The sequence below is a fragment of the Marinilactibacillus sp. GCM10026970 genome (assembly GCF_042660675.1).
Classification (GTDB): domain Bacteria; phylum Bacillota; class Bacilli; order Lactobacillales; family Carnobacteriaceae_A; genus Marinilactibacillus.
Map to the genome: position 1 here is coordinate 37,571 of NZ_JBHSUL010000006.1, position 24,768 is coordinate 62,338.

Here is a 24,768-nt window from a genome sequence, read left to right on the forward strand (position 1 = left end):
TTCGATTCACTTTATATTTTACCGTAATAATCAAAATAATCAAAAAATATTCTTAAATTTCATATGAAACAATAAAAAGAGGCGCTCTCGCACCTCTTCTCATTTTCAGTATTTTTTTAGGAGAACCTTACACTTTTGCTTTGAAAGATTCTTCGCGTGGTAAAATCAAGTTTAGTATAATCCCTGTTAGCGCACTTAAAGCCGTCCCCGACAAAGTAACGAATCCAGCGATATCCAGGACCGCTCCACCTAGACCGATTACGAGCATTGAACTTGCAATGATTAAATTACGCGACTGATTGAAGTCCACTTTATCTTCAATCATGACTTTTAACCCATTACTGGCAATAACACCATAAAGTAGAATAGACATACCTCCTAATACAGCATTGGGAATTGTTGAGATCAGTGCCGTGAACTTCTCAAAAAAGCTCAATCCGATTGCAATAAAAGCCGCGTTTCGAATGACTGATACAGAAGCAATTCTTGTCATACCGATAACTCCGGTATTCTCACCGTAAGTTGTATTGGCTGGTCCTCCAAAAAACGCAGATACAGCTGTAGCTGCGCCGTCTCCAATCAAAGTTCTGGAAAGACCTGGATTTTTCAGGAATGGACGTCCGACAATCTTACCAAGTACCGTATGATCTCCAATGTGTTCCGCTACTGTAACCAGCACGATTGGTAGGATGGCCCATGTTTCCGGACCAAAGTAGAAGGTATAGGAATTGAACAGATCATTTTCAAATGGAAGGTAAATTTCTGGTACTGCTAACCAATTCGCTTCAATGATTGGTGTGAAATCGACAAGACCGAGTAGGATAGCGACGATATAGCCAAAGATAATCCCAGTCAAAAAGGGAATGATCTTGAAAAAGCCTGTAGCTTTTGTGTTGATGAAAGCCGTAATTAAGAATGTCGAAACCGCTACAAGAATCGTTTTCCAATCAGAATCAGCTATAAGTCCAGCGTTTGAAACAGCATTAGAAGCCAACCCCAGACCGATTACCATAATCATGGGTCCAATAACAATTGGTGGAAGGAGTCTATCAATCCAGTTTGTTCCAATCACTTTAACTACACCTGCTATCACGATATAGACAAGACCAACCATGACAATACCTGTCTGAGCTGCGCTGATGTCTCCTCCCATTTGCTCAATAGCTACTTGCATCGCCGCAATATAAGCAAAGGAAGAACCTAAGTAAACGGGCACTTTCGCTTTTGTAGCAATTTGATAGATCAAAGTTCCGACTCCACTCGCTAGTAATGCGACCGATACCGGAAGTCCTAGTAAGATAGGGACTAAAATCGTTGCTCCAAACATTGCAAAAACGTGCTGAAGACTAAGTAATAAGCCTGTTGTTAGAGCAGGTTTGTCCTCCACATCAAGGATAAGTGTTTGTTTTTCTACTGCCATATGTTATCGTTCCTTCCTGAGTTTGAATAGGTTATTTCCAGAATTTTTTGCAAAAAAATACCCTTTGCGTTTACGCAAAAGGACCTCGTTTATCAGATGGAAATCACCTGCTTCTACTTGCACCCTGTGATACGCTTCATTTCTGAACTCAGAAATTCAAAGCGGGCGCCCGAAAGGCATGTAATTATGTAGAGCTATTCCATCCTTTTTTACCTCACTGGATAAATTTTAAAGGAGTTTTGCTTTTGTCATTGTAGCAATTAATTACAAACCTTGCAAGACAAATTTTGAAAAGTAATTGTTAGCGCCCTCTCACTAAGAAGCACCGTTGTTTCTTTGTGCTGAGAAAACACAATCGATGACGATGACAATACCAAGCAGTAATTCTGTCTGACTCTCATCTCGAATATCAATAGCGTACGTATCTCCCCAGGATAACCATTCTTTGTTAATATCTGCAATCACGGTTCCTCTTTGTTTGATCACATAGTCATGTGCCATGATGGATCCTTCAACATCCCAGTCCGGTCCTAAGATGGAATAATCATTTTTAAAAAATCTGAATGCTTTTTTGACCGTGGCGACTTGTTCTCCGTTTTTAACTAAATCATACTCTGGAAGAAACTTTAAAAGCTTTTGTTCAATATAAAGAACTTCTTCGTTATCCATATTATATACATGCAGCTTATTCCCTAAGCTCAACATCTTCCCCTCAACTTGGTACACTGCTTGTCCTGTTTCATCCTTTACAGAAAACTGATTATTGAACGAGAAAACTTTTTGTTTTATGAAATACTTCATCTGACTTCCCCCTATTTTGTTTTTTATACTACCTCTATTATAAGCATACGCTCAAAAATAAAAAGGTCGATCTCCTGAAGTGAGACCAACCTTTCTATTTATTCACTTGAATTTTGCTTCTTTCAATGCTGTCTCTGGCTGAAATGTTGGCGACCAATCCAATCGATCCGGAAAGAATCAACATACTCGATCCACCGTAACTTAACAACGGAAACGTCATACCAGAAATTGGCATCAACCCAATTACGCCACCAATATTAATGAGCGCTTGAATAAAAAACATTGTCGCAATTCCGATGCACATAAGTGACTCAAAACTTTTTTTAGAACGAATTCCGATGAGATACATACGAGAAATCATGAAGGTAAACAGACCGAGCACAAACAAAATTCCAAACAATCCTAATTCTTCTCCCGTAATGGATAAGATGAAATCTGTATATGGCTCTGGTAAATAGCCTGTTTTTTGAACACTATTTCCAATCCCTACACCGAAAAGTCCACCTCGACTGAGTGCATAATAAGACTGAACCAGTTGAAGACCAGCGCCATCCGCTAAAGCAAAAGGATCCCAAAAAGCCAGGAAACGCTGATACTGATAGCCTCTTAAAAAAGGTAGATGCGTTCCAAAGTGTCTGACCAGTTCTAAAACGCCCGCAACTAGGACTGTCCCCATAGCACTGAGCATCAACCCTACTTTAGCAGATACACCACTAGCAAAAATCATAATCGCACTAATCGCAACAATTACGACGGCTGCTCCAGTATCTGGTTGAATCAAGATTAAAGCCACGACTAGGCCGATTAGCAAACTCGGGGCCATAATAGAATTCAAGAAATCATCAGCGATGACCTTTTGTTTTTTAGATAGAATGTAAGCTAAGTACCAGATACAGGTTGCTTTGGCGATTTCTGCTGGCTGTACGTTGAAAAACGGCAATTCAATCCAACTTTTCGCACCATTAATCTCTCTTCCGAATATCAGTAATATAAGTAATAGTACAATCGTCAACAAGATACCAAGTATAACGACTTTCTTTTTCTTAAGGAGTCGAAACGGAAAAAAGGCACCGATAAATGCAAACAGCAGTCCTCCGATGACATAAGCAGTCTGCCTTACAAGATAGAATTGCGGATTATTGTAATCCTTTAATCCCATATAACTACTGGCACTGTAGACCATTACGATACTAAACAGCGCTAAGATAAGAAAAGGAATCACTAGATATTTATCCATGTGCTTGATCCTCTCTTTGAACATCGATCCTTCACTCCCCTCTCTATACTTTTTTCGTTGATAACCATTCGTCTAAATGGAAACTTCTTTTGAATGCTTTTGATAAAGCTCCCTCTATTCTTCAGGAAGCAATGTGAACCCTTTTACTCTATTTAAAATATATAAGACTAATGACGATACTCTATCGATATACCGTTCAATTAGAAAGGAGCCGTTTTTGTTAATCGTTTTATCGGCTCCTTTTCCACCTACCGGATCCTATCAATCATTCGCCGCTTTCAAGAAGTCGTTTTGCATTCCCTCCAACGCTTTTACGAACCTGTATGGAACTCTTCAGACTCGCCAGAGAAAAAGTAGGACTTATGGTGGAAACGCATAGACATGATCAAGCCTATCGCCATCATATTCCCAAGCAAGGCCGATCCTCCTTGAGAGATAAACGGTAAAGGTATGCCTGTCATTGGTAGCAAACCAATACTCATTCCGATATTTTCCAATACGTGGAAAGCAATCATCATAATAACACCTGTTGCAATGTAAGCATAAAATTCGTTTCTTGTATCGTAAACGATTTTTACCATGTGATAGATGAGTATAAAGTAAAGCAATATTAAGAAGGCTCCACCTACGAATCCAAAATTCTCTCCAACAGTTGAAAAGATCATATCAGACTCTCTAACTGGAATATAGACTTCTGTTACACCTAAACCCTTACCTATAATTCCACCAGATCCAATAGCTTTAAACACTTGAGTGATTTGGTATGCATCATCCGATGAACTTTGAAGAGGATTTAGCCAAGTATCTATTCGTGCAAATTGGTAGTTACTAAATCCTAGATTAATCAGGAACTCTCTGTTATAGACTACAAGTAAAATCAAACCTATCCCAAGAGACATCACTACCAGAAACGTAGGTAGAATAATCTGCCATTTTACACCTGAAAGCAACACAATTCCAACTAATACCGCCATATACACTAAAGCTGTTCCCAAGTCATTGAGTACAAGTGCAAGATACGGAGCTGAATATAAAGCGATTTTTCCCAGTAATTTAAAATCACTACTATATTCATGACTCGTATAATAACTATTATGTTTTGTAACTGTTTTGGCCAATATTAGGATAAAGGGAATCTTAGCAACCTCTGCGGGTTGTATTGTACCTATTCCTGGGATCCTAATCCACGATTTACCACCGGTTTTAGCAGCCAATTCTCTGTCATAAAACAAAAGTGTAGCAATCAGCGCTAGTATTCCAATAATGTAAAGAATCATCGTCATCTTCCATAACTGCTCAGAGTCAAACTGCATGATGATAGCTACCGCAATCGTTCCCAAGGCGTACCAAATTGTGTGCATAATGGTTTGTCGCATGCCCTCGCCAGCCATTAAACTGGTTGTTGAATAAATCATGGCAATACTGAACAACGCTAGTAGCATGACGCTTAATATAACCCCGTAATCTATACGATTTGTGTGTTTATCTTCACTCATTTGTTTTTTATGCTCCTTTTTCTAATCCAGATTCTGGTATGCATCTAACATTCAAAAAATATTTTTGTAACACTCTTCAAGGAAACATTTTAACAGATTCGTTTCACCATTCATAGCTATGGCAGTCATTTAGCATAAAATAGCCACAGAAACGCAAAGATTTCTTAAGGTTTGCAATTTTCCTATAAAAAAAGAGCACCTGACCACTCTGACCATAACCGGTTCAGGGTGGCGGTGCTCTTTAAAGGATTCAGCAAACGACTGAGAAGTTTATTACTTAACTTCTACAGAACCGCCAGCTTCTTCGATTTTAGCTTTAAGTTCTTCAGCTTCATCTTTAGAAACGCCTTCTTTGATTGCAGAAGGAGCGCCATCAACTAATGCTTTAGCTTCTTTCAAACCAAGACCAGTAGCTTCACGTACAGCTTTGATTACTTTGATTTTAGCAGATCCAGCACTTGCTAGTTCAACTGTAAATTCAGTTTGTTCAGCAGCTTCTGAAGCTCCTGCTCCTGCTGCTGCAACTGGTGCTGCAGCTTCAACGCCAAATTCTTCTTCGATTGCGCTAACTAAGTCGTTTAATTCAACGATTGTAGACTCTTTTAAGTCAGCAATGATTTTTTCGATATCTAATGCCATTTTATATTTTCCTCCAGTATATTAGTTGTGTTTTTAATTAAATGATAGTGCCAAATGATTTGTAGAACAGGCTGTTCTATAATAGAACATGAGCTTACGCTGCTTCCTCTTCTTTTTTCTCTGCAACTGCTTTGATTGCCAAGGCAGTGTTTCGAACTGGTGCTTGAAGTACAGATAATAGCATAGAAAGTAGTCCTTCGCGGCTTGGTAGTGTCGCAATTTTGTTGATTTCTGCAACAGTTGCTACTTTACCTTCCAATACGCCACCTTTAATTTCTAAAGCTTCTGCATCTTTCGCAAATTCTGCAATGATTTTTGCAGGCGCTACGACTTCTTCATTACTGAATGCTACTGCTGTAGGTCCTTTAAAGACGTCATCTAAACCGTTCAAGTTTGCTGCTTCAGCGGCACGACGTAGCATAGTATTTTTCAATACGTGCATTTCAACTCCAGCTTCACGTAATTGTTTACGTAACTCAGTTACTTGCTCAACTGTTAGTCCACGGTAATCAACTACGACTACTGCAGCCGCGTCTTCGAATTTTTTAGTAATGTCTTTAACGATTTCTTCTTTTTTAGCTAAAATGTTCGCTTTGCTCATTGATGTTTCACCTCCTGATCGATTGTAAAAGGGCAATAAAAAAACCCCATGTCTCCGTAGACAAAGAGGGATTGTGTGTGTTTAACGTAAATATACATCACAGTTATCCTCGGTATGATATTAAGGCTTACGCCACATACTGTCTTCGGTATAATCTAGCATCGTTCTTCTGTTTTATTTAAGAAACAGATTCACTTTACTTTTACTCATCAATGTTCAGTTAATTGCTTAACCTGCATAAGTATAGCAAGCTATACCTCGCAGGTCAAGAATTAATTGGTTTTTTTAGGTTGAGATTATTATTATTTTACTGTTGTTTGGTCTACTTTAACACCAGGACCAAAAGTACTTGCAACAGCCATATTTTTAATATAAGCACCTTTTGAACTAGATGGCTTAGCTTTAACGATTGTTTCGTGAATCGCAGAAAGGTTTTCTTGTAATTTGTCGATGCCAAATGAAACTCTTCCGATTGGAACATGAATATTTGACTGACGGTCTACACGATAAGTAACCTGTCCAGCTTTGATATCATTAACAGCTTTCGCTACGTTAGGTGTTACTGTACCAGTTTTAGGGTTTGGCATAAGGCCTTTGGGTCCAAGGACACGTCCAAGTTTACCAACTTCAGCCATCATGTCCGGAGCTGCAACAACTACGTCGAACTCGAACCATCCACCTTGTACTTTTTCAACTAAATCGCTATCTCCAACGAAGTCAGCTCCAGCTTCTTGTGCAGCTTTTGCTTGATCTCCTTTTGCGAAAACGATAACTGTTGAAGTTTTACCTGTTCCGTGTGGCAATACCATTGCTCCACGAATTTGTTGATCAGCTTGTTTAGGGTCTACTCCTAGACGATAAGCAACTTCTACAGATGCATCAAATCCAGCGTAGTCGATTTCTTTAACTAATTCTAGTGCTTCAGTAGCGTCATACAATTGTTCTCTGTTGACTTTTTCCAGAGCAGCTAAAAACTTTTTACTTTTCTTCGCCATGATTATTTCCTCCTTGTTGTGGTATTAACGGTTTAACCTCCCACTTGTTCTCCTTAGAAGTGATTGAGTAATTTGTTTAGAACCACTCACATCTACAACTACGGAGACAGCAAGAGCTTAGAGTTGTAGGTTTTTAATTAACCTTCAACAGTGAAGCCCATGCTACGAGCTGTACCTTCGACCATACGCATAGCAGCTTCTACAGATGCAGCGTTTAAGTCTTCCATTTTTGTTTCAGCAATTTCTCTAACTTGTGCACTTGTTACAGATGCAACTTTTTTAGTGTTTGGTTCACCAGAACCAGACTCAACGCCGGCAGCTTTTTTAAGCAATACTGCAGCTGGTGGTGTTTTAGTGATAAATGTAAATGAACGGTCTTCGTATACTGAGATAACAACTGGAATAATCATTCCTGCTTGGTCTGCAGTACGCGCGTTGAATTCTTTACAAAATCCCATAATATTTACTTGTGCTTGTCCTAGTGCTGGACCTACTGGAGGAGCTGGATTAGCTTTCCCTGCAGGAATCTGCAATTTGACTAGGTTTACGACTTTCTTTGCCACGAGACATACCTCCTTGATTTGTTTCGCGAGTGGTTAAATGAGGTTATAGTTTTCCTCTCCCACCTATTTCTTTGCATACAAAATATGCGTATCGCCTATTTTGCGTACCGATATATTATAGTCCTTCAAAGATTACCTGTCAAACTTTTTTTAATTTTTCACTTTAGAAATTTGATCGTAGTCAAGTTCAGCGTTTGTTTCACGACCAAACATTTCAACTAGTGCTTTAATTTTACCTTTTTCAGACTCGATTTCTGTAATTGTACCTTCCATTCCTGAAAAGGCACCGTTGATAATTTTGACACGTTCGCCAATTTCAACATCCATATTTACTTTACGCGGATTGATACCCATGCTACGTAAAATTTGGTCCACTTCTTCTGGTAACAATGGAGAAGGCTTGCTTCCTGCACCGTGTGAACCAACAAATCCTGTAACACCAGGTGTATTACGAACAATATACCAAGCATCATCTGACATAATCATTTCAACGAGTACATATCCTGGGAAAGTTTTATGTGTAGAGACTTTTGTTTCTCCATCTTTTTCCTCATAAGTTTGTTCTTCCGGAATCAATACTTGTAAAATGTTGTGTTCCATTCCCATACTTGTCGCACGAGATTCTAGATTCTGTTTTACCTTGTTTTCGTAACCTGAGTAAGTGTGTAGTACGTACCACGCTTTTGATAATTCAATTTCAGACATGTCTTTCTCCTTTTTTGTTGTTTTTCTGATTTTCCACAATTGATCCAAACCATAATAAAAAACCTTCTGCACGTATTATCGATCAAGAAGGTTTTAGTCGTTTCGTTTAATCTATTCGCATTATATCACTTAAACGCATGATAATCTATTGCATTTAGTCATTCAACTTTTTTAAATCAAATTCAGTAAAAAAGTAATGATCGAATCTATTCCAAAAAAGAAAACGCTGAAAAATGCTACAACTCCAAATACAGTTAACGTGTTTTTCCGCATTTCTTTGTTCGTTGGCCAAGTTGTTTCTTGTAATTCATATTTTACTTCCCCGAAAAACTTCTTGATTTTGCCCATCGGTGTCATCCTCCCATACTATTTGATTCACTTGATTTGTTAAAGGTTATTTAGTTTCTCTGTGTAGTGTGTGCTTTGAACAATAACTACAATATTTTTTAACTTCTAGTCGTTCTGTTCGAACTTTTGAGCCGCCATTTTTAGAGTAATTTCTTGAACCACACTCTGTACAGGCTAGGACGATTTTCTTTTGCATATTTTTCTGTTCCTCGTTTCTTTTTTCCCCACTGTCGCTCTAAAACGCAACTTCACTGCGTACCAATCTAAATAATACTGTTTATCAATAAGTTAGTCAACCACTACTTTGGACTCTTTTTCTTATGTAGGGTCTGATTTTATGTATATCTACATTAGTTGTGTCTAAAAGCAAACGTTTATGTATACGAACATATCAAGTTTATTTTAATTTATATTTTTTTATAGAAGAAGCTTTTAATCTGTGGCACAATAGCCTTACATAAAGCTTATTAGAAGGACGTTTATTTATGACTAAAACTCAAAAACTTATTTACATATCTTTACTTTCCGCTCAAGCGGTTATTTTAGGGCTTATAGAGAGGAGTATTCCCTTTCCTTTTGCATTCGCTCCAGGCGCTAAACTTGGTATAGCCAATCTGATCACCATTGTTGCAATCTATACCCTTCCTTTTAAAGATAGTATGAAGGTTGTGGGCATGCGTTTATTGATGACTACCTTGTTAGGTGGTACAATTTCCACACTCCTCTACAGTACAGCTGGAGCTATACTTAGCTTTTTAGGGATGGTGTTTGTCAAAACGACTGGTGGTAAAAAAGTCAGCATCATTGGAGTAAGTGCCACTGGTGGTATTTTACATAATTTAGGTCAACTATTTGTTGCCAGCTTTATTGCTCAAACATGGACCGTTCTTCTGTACTTGCCCGTACTGTCTTTTATGGGCATCTTATCTGGAATTGCCATTGGAATTTCGGCGAATTTTTTGATGGACAAAACATCTATTGTTCGTCGTTTTCGCCGTCAGTATGAGGAATGACCGATTAAAACAAGCAGCTACTTTTTCAAGTGAGTGATTTTTTAAAAAATAATTCTTTGTATTTTTGACTGCATCTGTGCTTCGCATTCATTGCTTTTTCTCTTGAACACCGTAAACTAGTGGCAATTTCATCATAACTATAGCCGCTCATATAAAGCATGCTGACGATTTTCTCAAATCCAGATAAAGCTTCCTGGTACTCCGCCATAGACTCTTGCATGAGAATCCACTCTGATGGAGATAGTGATTTAGCTGTCCCCATCACTTGATTGCCCTTTTGCTCAACAATACCATCTAGTGATAGAGCCTCTTTATTAGACTTTCTCTTCAAGGCGTTGTTCCATCTGCTCAGTCGATTGAAATGATTATCCAAACATAATGAGACGTATTGGCTAAAGCTCATGCCACGGTCTCTTTCATATTTTCTCGTTGCTTCTACAAAACATTCGCAAGCTTCTTGCCACAAATCATCTTGGTCATATCCTCTAATAAATCTCTTTCTGATTGATCTGTAAAAGAGGGGTTTGCATCTTTCAAACAATTCACTGAACCGACTTTCGTCGACGTGTTGTACCATAAAGATTAACGTCTCATTGATATGCTCCTCTGATTTGATTCTCTTCTTATGTAATTGTCCGTTTTGCTGATCCAGCATTGTCTTAATGCCCCTTTCTGTAATAGAACGCTCATATTAGATGAGAAATGTTCTTATACAATATTATATTGCCATAACTCTTTCGTTTTTAACGAAGATTTTTCAATCTTTTTTGCTTGATTTATCCATATTTAAATACAACGAATTAGGAAATTCTTAAATCCGTTGTTTTGATCCGTTTTCATAAATGCTTTCCAAAAAAAAGAAGCCTTTTTCAAAGACTTCTTTTTCACATTTCATTCACATTCACAAAGAATCTCTTGGATGCTCACTTTGAATTAGTTTTTGATAAAACTCTTTAAGTCTTTTCTCGTCTTCTTCTTTCAGAGGGGAGTTACGCCGATACTGCTGCATTTTGTATAAGGTCGCATCTAAAGCAATATTCTTTTTGACTCGGTTTAGCTCTTTGTATAATTCAATAGCTGATTTTCTAGCCGCACCTTTTTGAAAAACAATCCATTGTTCTGCAAGATCAGAAGTAGCTACGGATACGTTCGTAATCAATAAGTTCTCTTCTCCAACGGCTCTTTCGATATAGCTATCAGCAGTCTCGCCTTCACTTGTAAAGATGACAACGACATCGTACTTATCATACCTTTGCTGAATCCCAGGAACGAGCTGAGCATCAAATATGATTCTGATTTCTATCTCTTGATACTTTGCATAGTTACTTAGTTCATGAAGTAATTGATCTCTTGCATCTGCCATTTTATCGATTCTTTTAAGTTTTACCAGTTCTGGCCAAGCTCCAATCATGTTATATCCATCTACGTAAAGCAGTTCTTTTTTCATCGCGCGCCTCCCTTCCTCTGATTCAACTTTCTTTACAAGGCGTTTCTTTTACGGAATACTTCATACATCAATAAGCTGGAAGCCACACTTGCATTCAAACTCTGCACATGACCTGTCATAGGAATCGTAAGTGTTTCGTCTACTTTTTCCTTGACCAGACGAGACAGCCCTTTCCCTTCATTTCCGATGACTAGTCCAATCGGCGCATCTACTTCCCAACGTCTATAATCCGTTCCGTCCATATCTGTTCCGAAAATCCACAACCCGCGTTCTTTTAATTCTTCAATGGTTTGAACAAGATTAGTTACACGTACGACTGGTACGTGTTCGATGGCTCCGGTCGCTGCTTTTGCAACAGTAGAAGTTAACCCGACTGCACGGCGTTTAGGAATTATAATCCCGTGAACCCCTGCGGCATCCGCGGTTCTCATGATGGATCCTAAGTTATGTGGATCTTCAATTCCATCCAGTAATACGAAAAACGGTACTTCGTCTTTTGCTTCTGCAGCTGCGAATAAGTCATCGATTTCAGCATAAGCGACTGGACTCGCTGCTACAAGAACGCCTTGATGGTTCTCACCATCACTCAATAAATCTAATTTACTTTTCGGAACAAAACTCAATTGTATCTTACGTTTTTTAGCTTCTTCTTGAATGTCTTTTAGTTTACCACCTGATAAACCTTCTTGTAAAAACACTTTGTTGATATCGCGATTTGACTTGATGGTTTCCAATGCCGGGATTCTTCCAATCACCATTTCGTCTTGAGCAATATCTTGCTCAATCACTTCTGATTTTGGTTCTACCTTAGGCTGAATGCGGTTCTGCTTACGTTCACCAGATCCTTTTACTTTATTTCTATCGAACTTATTTCTGTCGGGTCTATTCTTATCAGATCTATTTCTATCTGGTCTTTTACCACCTTGTTTTTTAGGCAAGCGACTTCCTCCTTTCAAGACACCTTACTAAGCGAGTGCCTTGTCGACTTTCTTTATACATACTTCTATTAATTCGTGTAATCTGTCTTCTTGTTTTGTCAGATACAAGTATCCCATCACAGCTTCAAATCCAGAAGACTTATTATAAGTTGATCCATCTGTATTTTTGGCTTTGGAATAACTTTTTGCATTACGCCCTCTTTTGTAAAACTCTATTTCAACTTCATTCAAACGATCTTCTTCGATCAATTCATCAATCAACCAAGCTTGGGCTTTGGCCGATACATAATTCGTTGCCAAGCGGTGCAATTGATTTGGTTTCGTCTGGCCATTTGTCAGTAAATGCTCTCTTATCGACTGTTCGTACGCAGCATCTCCCATGTACGCAAGCGCCAGGCCGTTCAGTAACTCTGCATCCTTCGCCTTCATTAGGATTCCTTCCTTTTCCAGCGAATGCCTTGCGGTGTATCTTCAAGTAAAATGCCTTTTTCTTGTAACAAGTCTCTGATTTCATCTGCTCTAGCAAAATTTCTATCTTTCCTAGACTGATTTCTTTCTTCAATCAACTCTTCAACTTCTTTATCCAGAAGTTCTGTATCAATCACTAAGTCTAATTGTATCCCAAATATAGCTAAAATTTCTTCTAAATGCTTCATAACAAATGTCAAAACTTCTTTGGATACTCGCTTTTGTTCAAGGTAGACATTTAAGTTTCTGATCATTTCATAGACATCTGTGATACCATTTTGTGCCTGGAAATCGTCATCCATATGTTTTTCAAACTGTTGAACTAGGTCTTTCCATTTTTGAATCTGGCTTGCATCATCTTCTAAAGATTCTTCTGCTTGTTCAATACGGTGACTGGCATTCGCATAAGCCGTTTGAATTCTTGTTAAATTAGACTTCGCTTCATGAATTGTCTCATCCGTATAGTTGATTGGATGACGGTAGTGTACGGTAGATAAGAAAAATCTCAATACTTGTGGATCATGAATTTTCTTAAGATCATGCACCAAAACAAAGTTCCCAAGTGATTTACTCATTTTTTCTTCGTTCATCGTCACGAAACCATTGTGTAACCAGTACTTCGCGAAAGGTTCTCCAGTTTTCGCTTCTGATTGTGCAATTTCGTTTTCGTGATGCGGGAATGTCAGATCCTGTCCACCTGCGTGAATATCAATTGTATTTCCAAGATATTTTGTAGCCATCACGGAGCATTCGATATGCCAACCTGGACGACCTTTTCCCCATGGGGATGTCCAACTAATTTCTTCCCCTTTAACTGATTTCCATAGCGCAAAATCAAGGGGATCTTCTTTTTTCATATTTTCTGCTTCTTCTAATCTATTACTGGCACCTAATTCCAAATCATCTACTGATATACCGCTCAATTTTCCATATCCTTCAAACTTTCTTGTCCGGTAATAGACATCTCCCCCTGTTTGATAAGCAAATCCTTTTTCAATCAACACTTCAATAAATTGAATGATTTCCTGGATATTATCCATTACTCTTGGTGCATGTGTAGCTCTTTTCACATGTAATGCTTCTGTATCTTCATAGTACGCTTCAATAAATCGATCCGCTACTTCTGGAGCGGTCAACTTAAGCTCTTCAGCAGCTTTTATGATTTTATCGTCAACATCTGTAAAGTTCGATACGTAGTTAACTTCATATCCTCGGTATTCAAAGTATCTTCTGATCGTGTCGAAAGCAACCGTGCTTCTTGCATTTCCGATATGAATGTAATTGTAGACAGTGGGTCCACAAACATACATGCTTACTTTATTTTCCTGAAGCGGCTCAAACCGTTCTTTCTGATTTGACAATGTGTTATATAACTCAATCATCTATCTGGCTCCTCCCAACCTACTTGTTTATTTCCTATTCAGTCTATCAAAAAACCACGCATTCAGCTTCTATAAAAGACGCCAAATACGTGGTTCCACTTTTTTTCAGAAAGCCTCTTTGAAAAAGACCTTTCCCTTTCTATCTTTTAACGGAGATAAATCGAAATCATCTACTTAAATAGTCAGATTCGATGATTTAATTCAAAGAGGCACTTCATTTGAAAGTCCGCCACCTGTTCCCATCTATTCAGGCTTTCTGAGGACTACTTCCAAACTACTTTTCTTATCTTGATTTTTGGCTGTATTTATTCTGATAGTAAGCTTTTTGCTTTTTCAACATGTTCAATAGAACGGTCTCTTCCAAGTAGTTCAATCGCATCGTTCAATTGAGGACCGTGTTGTTGTCCTGTTGCTGCAACACGAATAGGCATAAATAAGTTCTTCCCTTTTATACCGGTTTCTTTCTGAACAGCTTTAATTGCTTTTTTGATCTCATCTGCTTCGAACGGTTCAACCTCTTTTAACTGGTTAACGAAAGACTCAAGAACTTGAGAGACGCCCTCACCTTGCAATACTTTTTTTGACGCTTCATCCCACTCAATATCTTCTTCAAAGAACAGCGTAGCAAGTTGAGTAATTTCAGCTGCATAGCTCATTTGTTCGTGATATAAACCAATGAGTTTCTTAACCCACTCACTTTTTTCTGGTGTTGGGTTCTCTTCAAGGTAACCTGCTTTAACTAGATGAGGAACAGCTTTAAGTGTCACTTCCTCCAAGTCTTCTTGTTTGAAATACTGATTACTGATCCATTCCAATTTTTTGGAATCAAAAGCAGCCGGAGAAGTTCCCAGGCGTTTGTGATCAAACATATCAATAAATTCTTGGCGTGAGAACAATTCATCTTCACCCACAGGAGACCAGCCAAGCAATGTAATAAAGTTGAACAAAGCTTCTGGCAAATATCCTAAATCGCGATACTGCTCAATAAACTGCAAGATCGTTTCATCACGTTTACTTAGTTTCTTACCTGTTTCACTATTGATAATTAAAGTCATGTGACCAAAAACAGGTGGCTCCCAGCCAAACGCTTCATAAACCATCATTTGTTTTGGCGTATTCGCAATGTGGTCATCTCCTCTTAACACATGAGAGATTTCCATATAGTGATCATCCACTGCAACCGCAAAGTTATAAGTCGGCATACCATCACGCTTACGAATAACCCAATCTCCTCCGATTGAATCTGATTCAAATGTGATGTCCCCTTTTACCATGTCATCGAATGTGTATGTGCTTCCTTTAGGAACACGTAGACGGACGACAGGTACGATCCCTTCATCTTCTTTGGCTTTTTGCTCACTTGGGGTAAGGTTTGCACATTTCCCACTATAGTGAGGCATTTCTCCACGCGCACGTTGAGCTTCACGTTCTGCTTCCAACTCTTCAGATGTACAATAACATTTATAAGCATGGTTGCTTGCAAGTAACTGTTCAATCAGTGGATCATAAATATCTTTACGTTCAGATTGGCGGTACGGTGCGTAAGGTCCACCTACATCTGCACTTTCATCCCAGTCAATTCCTAACCACTTCAAGTTATCTAATTGGCTTTGTTCTCCATTTGTTACGTTTCTTTTGGTGTCTGTATCTTCAATTCTGATGACCATTTCTCCGCCATGATGACGGGCAAATAAGTAATTAAATAATGCTGTACGCGCATTCCCTATATGCAAATGCCCTGTTGGACTTGGTGCATATCTTACACGAACTTTTTTATCCATATAGACTCTCCTTTTTAAAAGCTCTACTAGCTGTTCCTTCTTTAAAACTTAACATGATTAGATAAAAATTGCTACATTCAGAAGCTAAATCCCAGTATCTTTTCATGATTCAAGCCTAATCTATCTTATTTTACTACAAATACTTGAGTAACGCCTCTGCTATCAAAAAATCTGTCGAAGTTGTAATTTTCAAATTATGATCTTTACCTTCTAGCGCCTTTACCGGGTGATTGATTCTCTCAACCAGTTCGCCTTCTTCATTTCCAAGATATTCGTCCTGTGCTGCTTGCTGGTAGGCACGAATCAACAATTCACTTTTATAGGCTTGCGGTGTTTGAACTTGCCAGATGACTGGACGATGAAGTGTTTGGTGAACTTCTCCATGTCGAATAACTTTGATTGTATCTTTAGCAGGGACCGCCAGCAGAACGGCTTCATCCACTTTCACAGTCTCAAACAACTGATCTATCATTTCTGAGTCGATAAACGGTCTGGCTGCATCATGCACAAAAACATATCCTTCTTCAGGAAAACGTAATGCTGCTAATCCTTTTTCTACACTATATTGTCGCTGGGAACCACCTTGTACAAACGAAAGTTTTTCAGGTAACTGTCCATAGAGCTGTTTGATCTGTTTCTCCATTGCTACTTGTTCTTCAGCTTGTATCACAAATAAGACGTGTTCACATCGATGATCTTTTAGAAAAAGGTTCAGCGAATAATCATATATTGGACGCTGATTCAGTTCCACTACAATTTTATTTTCTGGACTTCCAAATCGCACTCCTGAACCAGCACCTAGTAAGATGACTTCATACGTTTCTCTCATTTTGTTTCTTTCCAATCATCGATTCCTTTTTGACTATGTTCCATTTTCGCAAAAATCATTCGTCCGGCATTTGTCTGTAAGGCACTTGTAACCACAACATTGACAGATTTGTTCATATAATGTTGTCCTTCTTCTACCACGACCATCGTCCCATCGTCCAGATAAGCAACACCTTGACTTCTTTCGGTACCATTCTTTACGACCATCACGCGCATCGTTTCACCAGGTATAACAACTGGTTTTACAGCATTGGCAAGTTCATTAATATTTAATACAGGTACTTTCTGAAATTCTGCTACTTTATTTAGATTATAATCATTGGTTACAACGACGCCATCCATCTTCTTCGCTAAGTGGACAAGCTTCATATCCACTTCATCTGATTCAGGTAAGGTACTATCATCCATTTGCACTTCAATCTTCTCTTCTTTTTGCAAAGCATTTAAAATATCTAGTCCTCTTCTTCCTCGGACTCTTTTCAGACTATCTGAAGAATCTGCGATATACTGTAACTCTTGCAAAACATGTTGTGAAATCACAAAGGTACCTTCTAAAAATCCTGCTTTTGTAACATCAAGAATTCGACCATCTATAATGGTGCTTGTATCAAGAATTTTATATTTTCTAAAGGGATCGCCTTCTTTACGCTCCAGTACCCCATTATCTTCTTGTTTCTGAGTTCTAGTAAAGAGACGGCGAATTTCTTCTCGTCTGGATGTAGCAATCTGGAAACAAAAATAAGCCGAAAAAACTGCCAGGATTAACGGCAAAACATTACTAACAAAAATCATATTCAGTGCAGCGAGGGGAATACTAATTAAAATAGCAAGAATAAGTCCGATAATCGCACCCACGCTTCCAAAAATTAAATAAGCAACACTTAGTTTGCTGAAAAAACTCTCAACTTTCTTAATTGAACGTTCAATCGGTTTGATTACTTGGAAAGATAACAGGTAAAAAATAGCTGCACCAAGAATTAACCCAACAATAGGATTTGCGATCCATGCAGGTACCGAAGGAATAAAATCCATAAGCTCTGGAAAGAGATTATAGCCTAGACTTCCTCCAACTAAAACGAGTGTTAATATAATCAAATTTGTAATCATCAAATCCTCCTTTCATCGTTAATTGAATGCTTTTTTTATGACTTCTGAAATGGTCGAGCATCCAATGAGTTCAATCCCTTTAGGGAAAGTCCATCCATCTAAATTGTTTTTAGGAACAAAAATTCTTTTAAAACCGAGTTTTGCGGCTTCGTTAACACGCTGTTCAATCTTAGAAACTCTTCTGACCTCTCCAGTCAAGCCAATTTCACCGATAAAACAATCTGTTGCTCGCGTTTCTTTTTCTTTGTAACTAGAAGCGATACTTACCGCAATTGAAAGGTCAATCGCTGGCTCATCTAATTTCACACCACCAGCTGCTTTCAAGTAAGCATCTTGATTTTGAAGTAGTAATCCAGCTCTTTTTTCTAAAACAGCCATAATTAGTGAGACTCTAGAGTAATCCAGTCCGCTAGCTGTTCGCTTAGCATTACCGAATACTGTAGGCGAGATCAGTGATTGAATCTCCACCAGTATAGGTCTGGTTCCTTCCATTGCAGCTACGACTGATGACCCCGTCGCGCCTGCTAATCTTTCCTCCAAGAACAGTTGAGAAGGATTCAGTACTTCTTCAAGACCGCCATTTCTCATCTCAAATATCCCAATCTCGTTGGTAGATCCAAACCGGTTTTTCACAGCTCTCAAGATACGGAAAGTATGGTGCCGTTCTCCTTCAAAATACAAAACCGTATCCACCATATGTTCAAGCATTCTTGGCCCGGCAATATTTCCTTCTTTTGTTACGTGTCCAACGATAAAAATCGCAATGTTGTTCATTTTAGCCAGCTGCAAGAGTGTAGCTGTTGACTCTCTAACTTGAGAGACGCTTCCCGAAGCACTATCAATTTTAGGATGATGCATCGTTTGGATGGAGTCTATTACTACATAATCTGGCTTGATATTTTCAATCGTATCTTGAATCATACTCAAATCTGTCTCTGCATAAAGATAAAAGTCTGTCCCTCGAAGTTCTAATCGCTCTGCGCGCATCTTGATTTGACTTGCACTTTCTTCTCCAGATACATAAAGAACTGTTCCTCCACCGTTATTCAATTGTGCAGCAACTTGCAGTAGCAATGTAGACTTTCCAATCCCAGGATCTCCACCGATCAAAACCAGTGATCCCGGCACTACACCGCCACCAAGTACTCTGTTAAATTCAGCTAATTTCGTTTTAACGCGTTCTTCTTTTTCAATCGTAATATCTGTGATAGCTTCTGCTTTAGATGCTTTACCACTTAAAGACACTCTACTTCTACTATCTGTTTTATCTGGAATCGTTTCTTCTACCATCTGATTCCATGTTCCACAACTTGGGCATTTTCCTAAATATTTCGGTGACTCATACCCACATTGCTGACATACAAACACTGTCGCTTTCTTTTTCGCCAATCAGTTTACCCCTTTACTTATAAACAATTCTGGATAAAAATTCAGTCTATTTTCTTTTAATAACTGATCTTATTATTATACCATATAGCTGTCATAAACGAGCGATCTTCACATTATATGCATAGAACGTTCTGATTTCTTTCTCATGGTGAGTACTGTCTCTTTATTACTCTCCCGAAGAACCAAATCCACCGATTCTAGTCTGGAATTCATTTACCTCATTATCTATAATCTCATATGGTGTAAATATTCCTTGTGCTATACGGTCACCCTTTTTAACTTCAACGTCTTCGAAACCATAATTAATCAATTGAACGAAGATTTCTCCTTCATTACTTGAATTTCCATAATAGTCAGCATCAATAATACCAATTCCGTTTGGAAGTGCTAATTGTTTTTTCATCGGGTTGCTTGATCGATTCGCCAGTAATAAATATTCTTGCTCAGGCATAAACGCTTTAACACCGGTTGGAATTAAAGTTGACGACAAAAAAGCTTTATTCTCATCTTTAATAGAGTTCCCATCCATTAAGTTTGCAAGGCCTTGATTCTCTAATAAGGCTTTCCATATAGAAGGTACAACAACATCTACTGCTGCTTTTAAATCGTATCCTGCTGATCCTTTTGTAGCTCGATTAGGAAGTTCAATCGCTTCTCCTTCGTATTTTGTGACCACTTCAAAACCACGTACACGTTCGCTCATATTCGTTCTTCTCCTCTAAATTCATCTGTTCCTATTCTACATGAAAAGGTAGGGTCTTAAAACCTATATTTTCTTTCAGACACCCCTTGTTATTATACTATCTAATGACTATTTAATTGACGATATACGTCATAGTGGATAAACAAGAAACGAATGAATTTTTATACATTTATACACGGTTTGATCGTTCAACTTCTCACAAACAGATGTGCAATGATTCCATATAACTCTGTAAATTTCGCCATCTTGAATTTAATAAAAAAACCTTCTCCTATGAATGATCTAGGAGAAGGCCTATATTTTAATCTATACGATTAACGAATGACATTTTGTGTTTCAGTATCGAAGAAATGTGATTTGCCCATATCGAAAGCTAAATCTACATTTTCACCTGGTTTATGGTAATCACGAGCATCTACTCGAGCGATAAATTCTACTCCACCTACTTCAGAGTACAACATTGTTTCAGCTCCAAGTAATTCAGAAACGGCAACTTTAGAAGTAATGATTGTGTTTGGAGAAGCATCTAGCGCTACTTGTTCGCTATGGATATCTTCCGGACGGATACCGAAGACAAGTTTAGCCCCATCAGTATAACCTTTTTCACGAAGCATTTTCAGTTTGCCTCCTGGAACTTCAACTTCCATCCCATTACCATTTGAAATTTTGTTTCCATTAAGTGTTACATCAAAGAAGTTCATAGCAGGAGATCCGATGAATCCACCAACGAAAACATTTACAGGGAAATCATAAACTTCTTTAGGTGTTCCGATTTGTTGGATAAAACCGTCTTTAAGGATAACGATTCTATCCGCCATTGTCATCGCTTCAGTTTGATCATGTGTTACATAGATTGAAGTTGTGTTCAAGCGTTGATGTAATTTCGCAATCTCAGCACGCATCGCTACACGTAGTTTAGCATCTAAGTTTGATAGCGGCTCATCCATAAGGAATACTTTTGCATCACGTACAATAGCACGTCCTAAAGCAACACGTTGACGTTGTCCACCTGATAATGCAGCTGGTTTACGATCCAATAATGGTGTAAGTCCTAAAATTTCAGCAGCATTATCTACACGTTTCTTGATTTCGTCTTTTTTGTATTTACGTAGTTTAAGACCAAAAGCCATATTATCAAATACTGTCATATGTGGATATAATGCGTAGTTTTGGAATACCATTGCGATATCACGGTCTTTAGGTGCTACATCATTCATTAATGTATCGCCAATCCATAATTCGCCTTCTGAAATTTCTTCAAGTCCAGCAATCATACGTAGTGTTGTTGATTTACCACAACCAGATGGTCCAACAAATACGATAAACTCGCGATCTTTAATTCTCATATCAAAGTCTGATACTGCATAATCTTCTGAATTATCATAACTTTTATAAATATTTTTCAATGCGATTTCTACCATTTTATTCACCATTCCTCTTTGAGTTTTATATTTTCTGTTATTCTTCTTTACATAGTTCATTCTAATGTAAACGGTTTTATACTTCTACGTTAAAGTGCACAAATAAGAAAGAAGCTTTTGTGCACGTTGACCAAACTCTAAAAGAATGATAAAAAATTTACGAAGACTGATTCTCAATTTTTTTGATTATACGAGCCGGATTTCCAGCTATTACAACGTTATCTCCAAAGGACTTGGTCACAACTGATCCTGCTCCAACAACAACATTATTACCTAATGTGACGCCTCCTATAATCGTTGCATCTGAACCGATCCAGCAATTATCTCCAATCGTAATGGGTCGCCCGAATTCAACACCTGAATTCCGTTCTACTGGATCTAACGGGTGTTCAGGTGTAACGAGACTAACTCTTGGTCCAAACATAGCATTGTCGCCAACCACGATAGGACACGTATCCAGTAAAACCAGGTCAAAGTTTGCATAGAATCTTTCTCCTACACTTACGTTAAACCCATAATCTATTCTTAATCCGGGTTCTACGTGTAACCTTTCACCGGTCCGTCCAAAAATCTTCTTAATCATTTCGGTTCTTTCCTGTTCCACTGGTAATTGATTATACTCTTTAGACAGTGTGTGCGCTCTTACTCTTGCTTTCACCAATTCTTCATCGCCTGGATTGTATAATTCTCCAGCTATCATTTTCGCTTTTTCAGTTATCATATAAACTTCCTCTACTTTTTATTTTTTGCCCCTAGTTGGTATGCTCTAAAAGCCGTTTCCCCTGCTTCAATTAGTAATGCTTCTACATCAGAAATAGCTTCTTGTAGTGTCATCGGCCGATTAACCGTATCAATTACCAAATCAATCCCGCTATGATAGATTTTCGACAAATCTTTTTCTCGTCCGCCCACGATTGCAATAACAGGTAAGCCGTATTTTTTAGCTAGACGGGCAATACCAACTGGAGCTTTACCTTGCACAGACTGTCCATCCATATTGCCTTCTCCCGTTATCACAAGATCTGCTTTCTTTAAAGCTTCCTCTATCTTGATCAGCTTCAGAACTTCTTCTATCCCGCTTGTGAGCTCAGCTCTACAAAAAACTTGCAGAGCAAATCCCAAACCACCAGCAGCACCTGATCCCGGAGCATTTTGATAATGATGACTGGTTTCTTTTTCTATTATATCTGCGTATCGCTTTAATAACTCATCAAACCGTTTGATGTCTGATTTCTGAACACCCTTTTGAGGACCAAATACGGCTATAGCACCATTTTGACCTGTTAATGGATTTGTCACATCAGACAATACATTCAAATTGACATTAGCTATTCTAGTATCTATCTGACTAAAATCTACTCTATCTAAGCGCTCAAGTTCTCTTACACCATAGCCGATATCAACGCCTGCTCGGTCTAGTAATTTGATTCCAAGTGCTTGTGCCATTCCAGCACCACCATCAATCGTTGCACTACCACCCAATCCTATATATATGTGCTTTGCCCCTATATCCAAAGCTGCGCGTATCAATTCGCCGGTGCCATAAGTCGAAGATATGCCAGAATCACTATCTGACTCAAGGTATTGCAATCCGCTCGCTTCTGCTGTTTCAATAATAGCTGTCTCCTTGTCTATCATACCAAACCTAGCATTCACTTTCTTCCCGTACGGATCTCTAACCACTGCGTAGTGATAGCTTCCACCAGTCATTCTTACAATCGCTTCAACTGTGCCTTCTCCACCGTCAGCAATAGCAAATTCAGAAATGGATACATCTGTTGAAACACGCTTGATTCCCTTGGCAATTTGCTCAGCTACTTTTTTAGAATCAGCACTTCCTTTAAAAGAATCAGAAGCAATCACAATGTTTGTCATAGATTACTATCCTCCAATTTTCATTCTGAACTTATCTTACCAAAACCGTTTCTATCCTGTATAGTTTTTTACACATTGACTTCGGCTCGTATTAGACTTAGAATAAACGTGTATTTACTTATTAAAAGTACGTAAAATATCTAATCGGAGGATTACATCATGACAATTGCCATTACTGGTGCGACTGGACACTTAGGAAACAAAGTTCTTGAAGAATTACTATATCAAAAAGTAAACGACAGGCTTGTAGCCGTTGTTCGAAATGAAGAGAAAGCTAAAAGCCAATTTTCTACTGACATCGAAGTGCGTTATGGTGACTATAATGACTTAGCATCTCTTGTCACAGCCTTTCAAGGAATCGACAAGCTTCTATTTATCTCTAGTCCAAGTAATGATGACATGGAAAGAACCGTTCAACATGCTACAGTTGTACGGGCTGCCAGGGATGCCGGAGTTTCTCATATTTACTATACTAGTATTTCAAATGCGGATCATTCAACAATCTCTTTGGCTAAATTACATGTTGCAACAGAGGCCATAATTAAAGTTTCTGGACTTGATTATACATTTATTAGAAATCCTTTATACACAGAAGTATTTATAAATCCTACACTTAAAGAGTCCGTTGAATCAGGAATGCTTGTTTCAAATACAGGTTCTGGAAAGTTAAATACTTCTAGTAGAAATGATATAGCAAAAGCTATTACTCAATTACTCATGAACGATGAGTTTAAAAAGCAGATCATTGATCTTGCAGCTTCATCAACATGGTCTTTCCAAGAACTTGCAGATACAATAAGTAAAATCAGTCAAAAAGAAGTTCACTACAAAGCTGTTTCCAAAAATGAAGCAGTAGACTATTTTACCTCTATCGGCCTTAGCGAACCTGGAGCTCAGTTCACAGCTTCTCTATACGATGCTATAGAAAAAGGCGACATTGAACAAACCCATACTGAGATTAAAGAATTGATTGGTAAAGAGACCACATTAGAAGAAGCAGTAGCGCAAGCAATATCTTCATAATAATCGGTTTACTCAGAATCATCTAATTTAAGAGTAAAAAAGAAGACAGCCGCCTCTTATTAGATTATGATAGTTATAGAGAGGAGTGGTAATGTGAAATTAGAACTAACAGATAATGCCATTCAATGGTTTGAAGATGAATTTTCACTAGATAATGGAAAGGCTATACGCTTCTTTGGAAAAACTTATGGTAACACAGAAGTTCATGAAGGTTTTTCAGTAGGATTAACCGTAGATGAACTCGAAGGTGAAGCTTTAGCGAAGCAAGAAGTCAATGGAATAACCTACTTCGCAGGAAAAGAAGATGACTGGTTCTTTAGTGGTTATGATCTTGAAATCGACTTTGATTTTGAAAATGAAGATCTGATTTATCATTTTCATGAAACAGCTAAATAAATCATTCAATACAAAAAGCAGTTGCCCAAATATAGGGACAACTGCTTTTTGCATATTCAACTTTAACAACATTATTCTTCCTATTCGAAGGTACAAAAAAACTCCGCAAGCAGGGCTCGAACCTGCGACAACGCGATTAACAGTCGCGCGCTCTACCAACTGAGCTATTGCGGAATCAAAAAATGGTATTAG

General features: G+C 38.3%; 27 protein-coding genes, 1 tRNA gene and 2 other annotated features. Of the genes, 3 read left to right on the top strand and 25 right to left on the bottom strand.

Features of this window, described 5'->3' with window-relative positions; all coding sequences use genetic code 11:
• Positions 1–127 precede the first annotated feature (127 nt).
• The 11 genes from ACFP65_RS02550 to rpmG all read right to left on the bottom strand — a co-directional run bounded on the left by ACFP65_RS02550 (position 128) and on the right by rpmG (position 9,001).
• Positions 128–1,420, bottom strand: a complete 1,293-nt coding sequence (locus tag ACFP65_RS02550) for a uracil-xanthine permease family protein (protein WP_379915609.1) — start codon at positions 1,418–1,420, stop codon at positions 128–130.
• Positions 1,421–1,735: 315 nt separating this feature from the next.
• Positions 1,736–2,221, bottom strand: coding sequence for an LURP-one-related/scramblase family protein (locus tag ACFP65_RS02555; RefSeq protein ID WP_379915611.1), 486 nt, complete (start codon positions 2,219–2,221; stop codon positions 1,736–1,738).
• Positions 2,222–2,315: 94 nt separating this feature from the next.
• Positions 2,316–3,458 (bottom strand): FtsW/RodA/SpoVE family cell cycle protein, encoded by a 1,143-nt coding sequence (locus ACFP65_RS02560; RefSeq protein ID WP_379915613.1) that lies wholly within the window; start codon positions 3,456–3,458, stop codon positions 2,316–2,318.
• Between the two features lie 311 nt (positions 3,459–3,769).
• Positions 3,770–4,954: an FtsW/RodA/SpoVE family cell cycle protein gene (locus ACFP65_RS02565; protein WP_379915615.1), complete on the bottom strand. Its 1,185-nt coding sequence runs from the start codon at positions 4,952–4,954 to the stop codon at positions 3,770–3,772.
• Between the two features lie 273 nt (positions 4,955–5,227).
• Positions 5,228–5,593 carry a 50S ribosomal protein L7/L12 gene (gene rplL / locus ACFP65_RS02570; RefSeq protein WP_225744940.1) on the bottom strand — a complete coding sequence of 122 codons (366 nt, stop codon included), beginning with the start codon at positions 5,591–5,593 and terminating at the stop codon, positions 5,228–5,230.
• Between the two features lie 94 nt (positions 5,594–5,687).
• Positions 5,688–6,194: a 50S ribosomal protein L10 gene (gene rplJ, locus ACFP65_RS02575; RefSeq protein ID WP_225744941.1), complete on the bottom strand. Its 507-nt coding sequence runs from the start codon at positions 6,192–6,194 to the stop codon at positions 5,688–5,690.
• Positions 6,195–6,223: 29 nt separating this feature from the next.
• Positions 6,224–6,361 (bottom strand) — a sequence feature (ribosomal protein L10 leader region).
• A 135-nt stretch (positions 6,362–6,496) separates the two neighbouring features.
• Entirely contained in the window at positions 6,497–7,189 is a 693-nt protein-coding gene (gene rplA, locus ACFP65_RS02580; protein WP_225744942.1) for a 50S ribosomal protein L1, read from the bottom strand.
• 137 nt (positions 7,190–7,326) lie between these two features.
• Positions 7,327–7,752 carry a 50S ribosomal protein L11 gene (gene rplK / locus ACFP65_RS02585; RefSeq protein ID WP_225744943.1) on the bottom strand — a complete coding sequence of 142 codons (426 nt, stop codon included), beginning with the start codon at positions 7,750–7,752 and terminating at the stop codon, positions 7,327–7,329.
• A gap of 150 nt (positions 7,753–7,902) precedes the next feature.
• Complete coding sequence (gene nusG, locus ACFP65_RS02590; protein ID WP_379915618.1) at positions 7,903–8,457, bottom strand: transcription termination/antitermination protein NusG; 555 nt, start codon at positions 8,455–8,457, stop codon at positions 7,903–7,905.
• Between the two features lie 171 nt (positions 8,458–8,628).
• A complete protein-coding gene (gene secE / locus ACFP65_RS02595; protein WP_225744945.1) occupies positions 8,629–8,805 on the bottom strand; it encodes a preprotein translocase subunit SecE in 177 nt (58 codons plus the stop codon).
• 46 nt (positions 8,806–8,851) lie between these two features.
• Entirely contained in the window at positions 8,852–9,001 is a 150-nt protein-coding gene (gene rpmG, locus ACFP65_RS02600; RefSeq protein WP_225744946.1) for a 50S ribosomal protein L33, read from the bottom strand.
• Between the two features lie 289 nt (positions 9,002–9,290).
• Between rpmG and ACFP65_RS02605 the strand changes: the two genes are divergently transcribed.
• Positions 9,291–9,818, top strand: coding sequence for a Gx transporter family protein (locus ACFP65_RS02605; protein WP_379915620.1), 528 nt, complete (start codon positions 9,291–9,293; stop codon positions 9,816–9,818).
• A gap of 25 nt (positions 9,819–9,843) precedes the next feature.
• Here ACFP65_RS02605 and ACFP65_RS02610 read toward each other — a convergent pair whose 3' ends face one another.
• The 13 genes from ACFP65_RS02610 to ACFP65_RS02670 form a co-directional block, all read right to left on the bottom strand.
• Positions 9,844–10,473 carry a sigma-70 family RNA polymerase sigma factor gene (locus ACFP65_RS02610; RefSeq protein WP_379915622.1) on the bottom strand — a complete coding sequence of 210 codons (630 nt, stop codon included), beginning with the start codon at positions 10,471–10,473 and terminating at the stop codon, positions 9,844–9,846.
• 246 nt (positions 10,474–10,719) lie between these two features.
• Positions 10,720–11,265: an NYN domain-containing protein gene (locus ACFP65_RS02615; RefSeq protein WP_379915624.1), complete on the bottom strand. Its 546-nt coding sequence runs from the start codon at positions 11,263–11,265 to the stop codon at positions 10,720–10,722.
• Between the two features lie 32 nt (positions 11,266–11,297).
• Positions 11,298–12,023 (bottom strand): 23S rRNA (guanosine(2251)-2'-O)-methyltransferase RlmB, encoded by a 726-nt coding sequence (gene rlmB, locus ACFP65_RS02620; protein WP_225744969.1) that lies wholly within the window; start codon positions 12,021–12,023, stop codon positions 11,298–11,300.
• 207 nt (positions 12,024–12,230) lie between these two features.
• The gene (locus tag ACFP65_RS02625; RefSeq protein WP_379915626.1) at positions 12,231–12,632 is read right to left on the bottom strand and encodes a Mini-ribonuclease 3; all 402 of its coding nucleotides are present in this window, start codon (positions 12,630–12,632) and stop codon (positions 12,231–12,233) included.
• Complete coding sequence (cysS, locus tag ACFP65_RS02630) at positions 12,632–14,053, bottom strand: cysteine--tRNA ligase (protein ID WP_379915628.1); 1,422 nt, start codon at positions 14,051–14,053, stop codon at positions 12,632–12,634. The genes ACFP65_RS02625 and cysS overlap by 1 nt, the downstream gene beginning before the upstream one ends.
• A gap of 71 nt (positions 14,054–14,124) precedes the next feature.
• Positions 14,125–14,352, bottom strand: a binding site (T-box leader).
• A 6-nt stretch (positions 14,353–14,358) separates the two neighbouring features.
• Positions 14,359–15,834: a glutamate--tRNA ligase gene (gltX, locus tag ACFP65_RS02635; RefSeq protein WP_379915630.1), complete on the bottom strand. Its 1,476-nt coding sequence runs from the start codon at positions 15,832–15,834 to the stop codon at positions 14,359–14,361.
• Positions 15,835–15,967: 133 nt separating this feature from the next.
• Positions 15,968–16,678: a 2-C-methyl-D-erythritol 4-phosphate cytidylyltransferase gene (gene ispD, locus ACFP65_RS02640; RefSeq protein WP_379915632.1), complete on the bottom strand. Its 711-nt coding sequence runs from the start codon at positions 16,676–16,678 to the stop codon at positions 15,968–15,970.
• On the bottom strand, positions 16,660–17,769 hold the full coding sequence (locus ACFP65_RS02645) for a PIN/TRAM domain-containing protein (RefSeq protein WP_379915633.1): 1,110 nt from the start codon (positions 17,767–17,769) through the stop codon (positions 16,660–16,662). The genes ispD and ACFP65_RS02645 overlap by 19 nt, the downstream gene beginning before the upstream one ends.
• A gap of 18 nt (positions 17,770–17,787) precedes the next feature.
• Positions 17,788–19,158, bottom strand: a complete 1,371-nt coding sequence (radA, locus tag ACFP65_RS02650; protein ID WP_379915635.1) for a DNA repair protein RadA — start codon at positions 19,156–19,158, stop codon at positions 17,788–17,790.
• 166 nt (positions 19,159–19,324) lie between these two features.
• Entirely contained in the window at positions 19,325–19,861 is a 537-nt protein-coding gene (locus tag ACFP65_RS02655; protein ID WP_379915637.1) for a dUTP diphosphatase, read from the bottom strand.
• Between the two features lie 314 nt (positions 19,862–20,175).
• Positions 20,176–21,282: an ABC transporter ATP-binding protein gene (locus ACFP65_RS02660; RefSeq protein ID WP_225744970.1), complete on the bottom strand. Its 1,107-nt coding sequence runs from the start codon at positions 21,280–21,282 to the stop codon at positions 20,176–20,178.
• 157 nt (positions 21,283–21,439) lie between these two features.
• Positions 21,440–22,003 carry a sugar O-acetyltransferase gene (locus tag ACFP65_RS02665; RefSeq protein WP_379915639.1) on the bottom strand — a complete coding sequence of 188 codons (564 nt, stop codon included), beginning with the start codon at positions 22,001–22,003 and terminating at the stop codon, positions 21,440–21,442.
• A gap of 11 nt (positions 22,004–22,014) precedes the next feature.
• On the bottom strand, positions 22,015–23,157 hold the full coding sequence (locus ACFP65_RS02670; protein WP_379915641.1) for a glycerate kinase: 1,143 nt from the start codon (positions 23,155–23,157) through the stop codon (positions 22,015–22,017).
• A gap of 159 nt (positions 23,158–23,316) precedes the next feature.
• On the opposite strand from ACFP65_RS02670, the gene ACFP65_RS02675 reads away from it, so the two are divergent.
• Together ACFP65_RS02675 and ACFP65_RS02680 are read left to right on the top strand one after the other, a co-directional pair.
• The gene (locus ACFP65_RS02675; RefSeq protein ID WP_379915642.1) at positions 23,317–24,180 is read left to right on the top strand and encodes an SDR family oxidoreductase; all 864 of its coding nucleotides are present in this window, start codon (positions 23,317–23,319) and stop codon (positions 24,178–24,180) included.
• Positions 24,181–24,273: 93 nt separating this feature from the next.
• Positions 24,274–24,576 carry a HesB/YadR/YfhF family protein gene (locus tag ACFP65_RS02680; protein WP_225744960.1) on the top strand — a complete coding sequence of 101 codons (303 nt, stop codon included), beginning with the start codon at positions 24,274–24,276 and terminating at the stop codon, positions 24,574–24,576.
• 101 nt (positions 24,577–24,677) lie between these two features.
• On the opposite strand, the gene ACFP65_RS02685 is transcribed toward ACFP65_RS02680, so the two are convergent.
• Positions 24,678–24,750 (bottom strand) — tRNA-Asn (locus ACFP65_RS02685).
• Positions 24,751–24,768: the final 18 nt, after the last annotated feature.

What these genes read in the sequence shown, in the direction of transcription:
- ACFP65_RS02550 (WP_379915609.1), bottom strand. Translation starts at nt 1,420, where the DNA reads ATGGCAGTAGAAAAACAAACACTTATCCTTGATGTGGAGGACAAACCT.
- ACFP65_RS02555 (WP_379915611.1), bottom strand. Translation starts at nt 2,221, where the DNA reads ATGAAGTATTTCATAAAACAAAAAGTTTTCTCGTTCAATAATCAGTTT.
- ACFP65_RS02560 (WP_379915613.1), bottom strand. Translation starts at nt 3,458, where the DNA reads ATGGATAAATATCTAGTGATTCCTTTTCTTATCTTAGCGCTGTTTAGT.
- ACFP65_RS02565 (WP_379915615.1), bottom strand. Translation starts at nt 4,954, where the DNA reads ATGAGTGAAGATAAACACACAAATCGTATAGATTACGGGGTTATATTA.
- rplL (WP_225744940.1), bottom strand. Translation starts at nt 5,593, where the DNA reads ATGGCATTAGATATCGAAAAAATCATTGCTGACTTAAAAGAGTCTACA.
- rplJ (WP_225744941.1), bottom strand. Translation starts at nt 6,194, where the DNA reads ATGAGCAAAGCGAACATTTTAGCTAAAAAAGAAGAAATCGTTAAAGAC.
- rplA (WP_225744942.1), bottom strand. Translation starts at nt 7,189, where the DNA reads ATGGCGAAGAAAAGTAAAAAGTTTTTAGCTGCTCTGGAAAAAGTCAAC.
- nusG (WP_379915618.1), bottom strand. Translation starts at nt 8,457, where the DNA reads ATGTCTGAAATTGAATTATCAAAAGCGTGGTACGTACTACACACTTAC.
- secE (WP_225744945.1), bottom strand. Translation starts at nt 8,805, where the DNA reads ATGGGCAAAATCAAGAAGTTTTTCGGGGAAGTAAAATATGAATTACAA.
- rpmG (WP_225744946.1), bottom strand. Translation starts at nt 9,001, where the DNA reads ATGCAAAAGAAAATCGTCCTAGCCTGTACAGAGTGTGGTTCAAGAAAT.
- ACFP65_RS02605 (WP_379915620.1), top strand. Translation starts at nt 9,291, where the DNA reads ATGACTAAAACTCAAAAACTTATTTACATATCTTTACTTTCCGCTCAA.
- ACFP65_RS02610 (WP_379915622.1), bottom strand. Translation starts at nt 10,473, where the DNA reads ATGCTGGATCAGCAAAACGGACAATTACATAAGAAGAGAATCAAATCA.
- ACFP65_RS02615 (WP_379915624.1), bottom strand. Translation starts at nt 11,265, where the DNA reads ATGAAAAAAGAACTGCTTTACGTAGATGGATATAACATGATTGGAGCT.
- rlmB (WP_225744969.1), bottom strand. Translation starts at nt 12,023, where the DNA reads ATGGTGATTGGAAGAATCCCGGCATTGGAAACCATCAAGTCAAATCGC.
- ACFP65_RS02625 (WP_379915626.1), bottom strand. Translation starts at nt 12,632, where the DNA reads ATGAAGGCGAAGGATGCAGAGTTACTGAACGGCCTGGCGCTTGCGTAC.
- cysS (WP_379915628.1), bottom strand. Translation starts at nt 14,053, where the DNA reads ATGATTGAGTTATATAACACATTGTCAAATCAGAAAGAACGGTTTGAG.
- gltX (WP_379915630.1), bottom strand. Translation starts at nt 15,834, where the DNA reads ATGGATAAAAAAGTTCGTGTAAGATATGCACCAAGTCCAACAGGGCAT.
- ACFP65_RS02645 (WP_379915633.1), bottom strand. Translation starts at nt 17,769, where the DNA reads ATGATTACAAATTTGATTATATTAACACTCGTTTTAGTTGGAGGAAGT.
- ACFP65_RS02655 (WP_379915637.1), bottom strand. Translation starts at nt 19,861, where the DNA reads ATGAGCGAACGTGTACGTGGTTTTGAAGTGGTCACAAAATACGAAGGA.
- ACFP65_RS02660 (WP_225744970.1), bottom strand. Translation starts at nt 21,282, where the DNA reads ATGGTAGAAATCGCATTGAAAAATATTTATAAAAGTTATGATAATTCA.
- ACFP65_RS02665 (WP_379915639.1), bottom strand. Translation starts at nt 22,003, where the DNA reads ATGATAACTGAAAAAGCGAAAATGATAGCTGGAGAATTATACAATCCA.
- ACFP65_RS02670 (WP_379915641.1), bottom strand. Translation starts at nt 23,157, where the DNA reads ATGACAAACATTGTGATTGCTTCTGATTCTTTTAAAGGAAGTGCTGAT.
- ACFP65_RS02675 (WP_379915642.1), top strand. Translation starts at nt 23,317, where the DNA reads ATGACAATTGCCATTACTGGTGCGACTGGACACTTAGGAAACAAAGTT.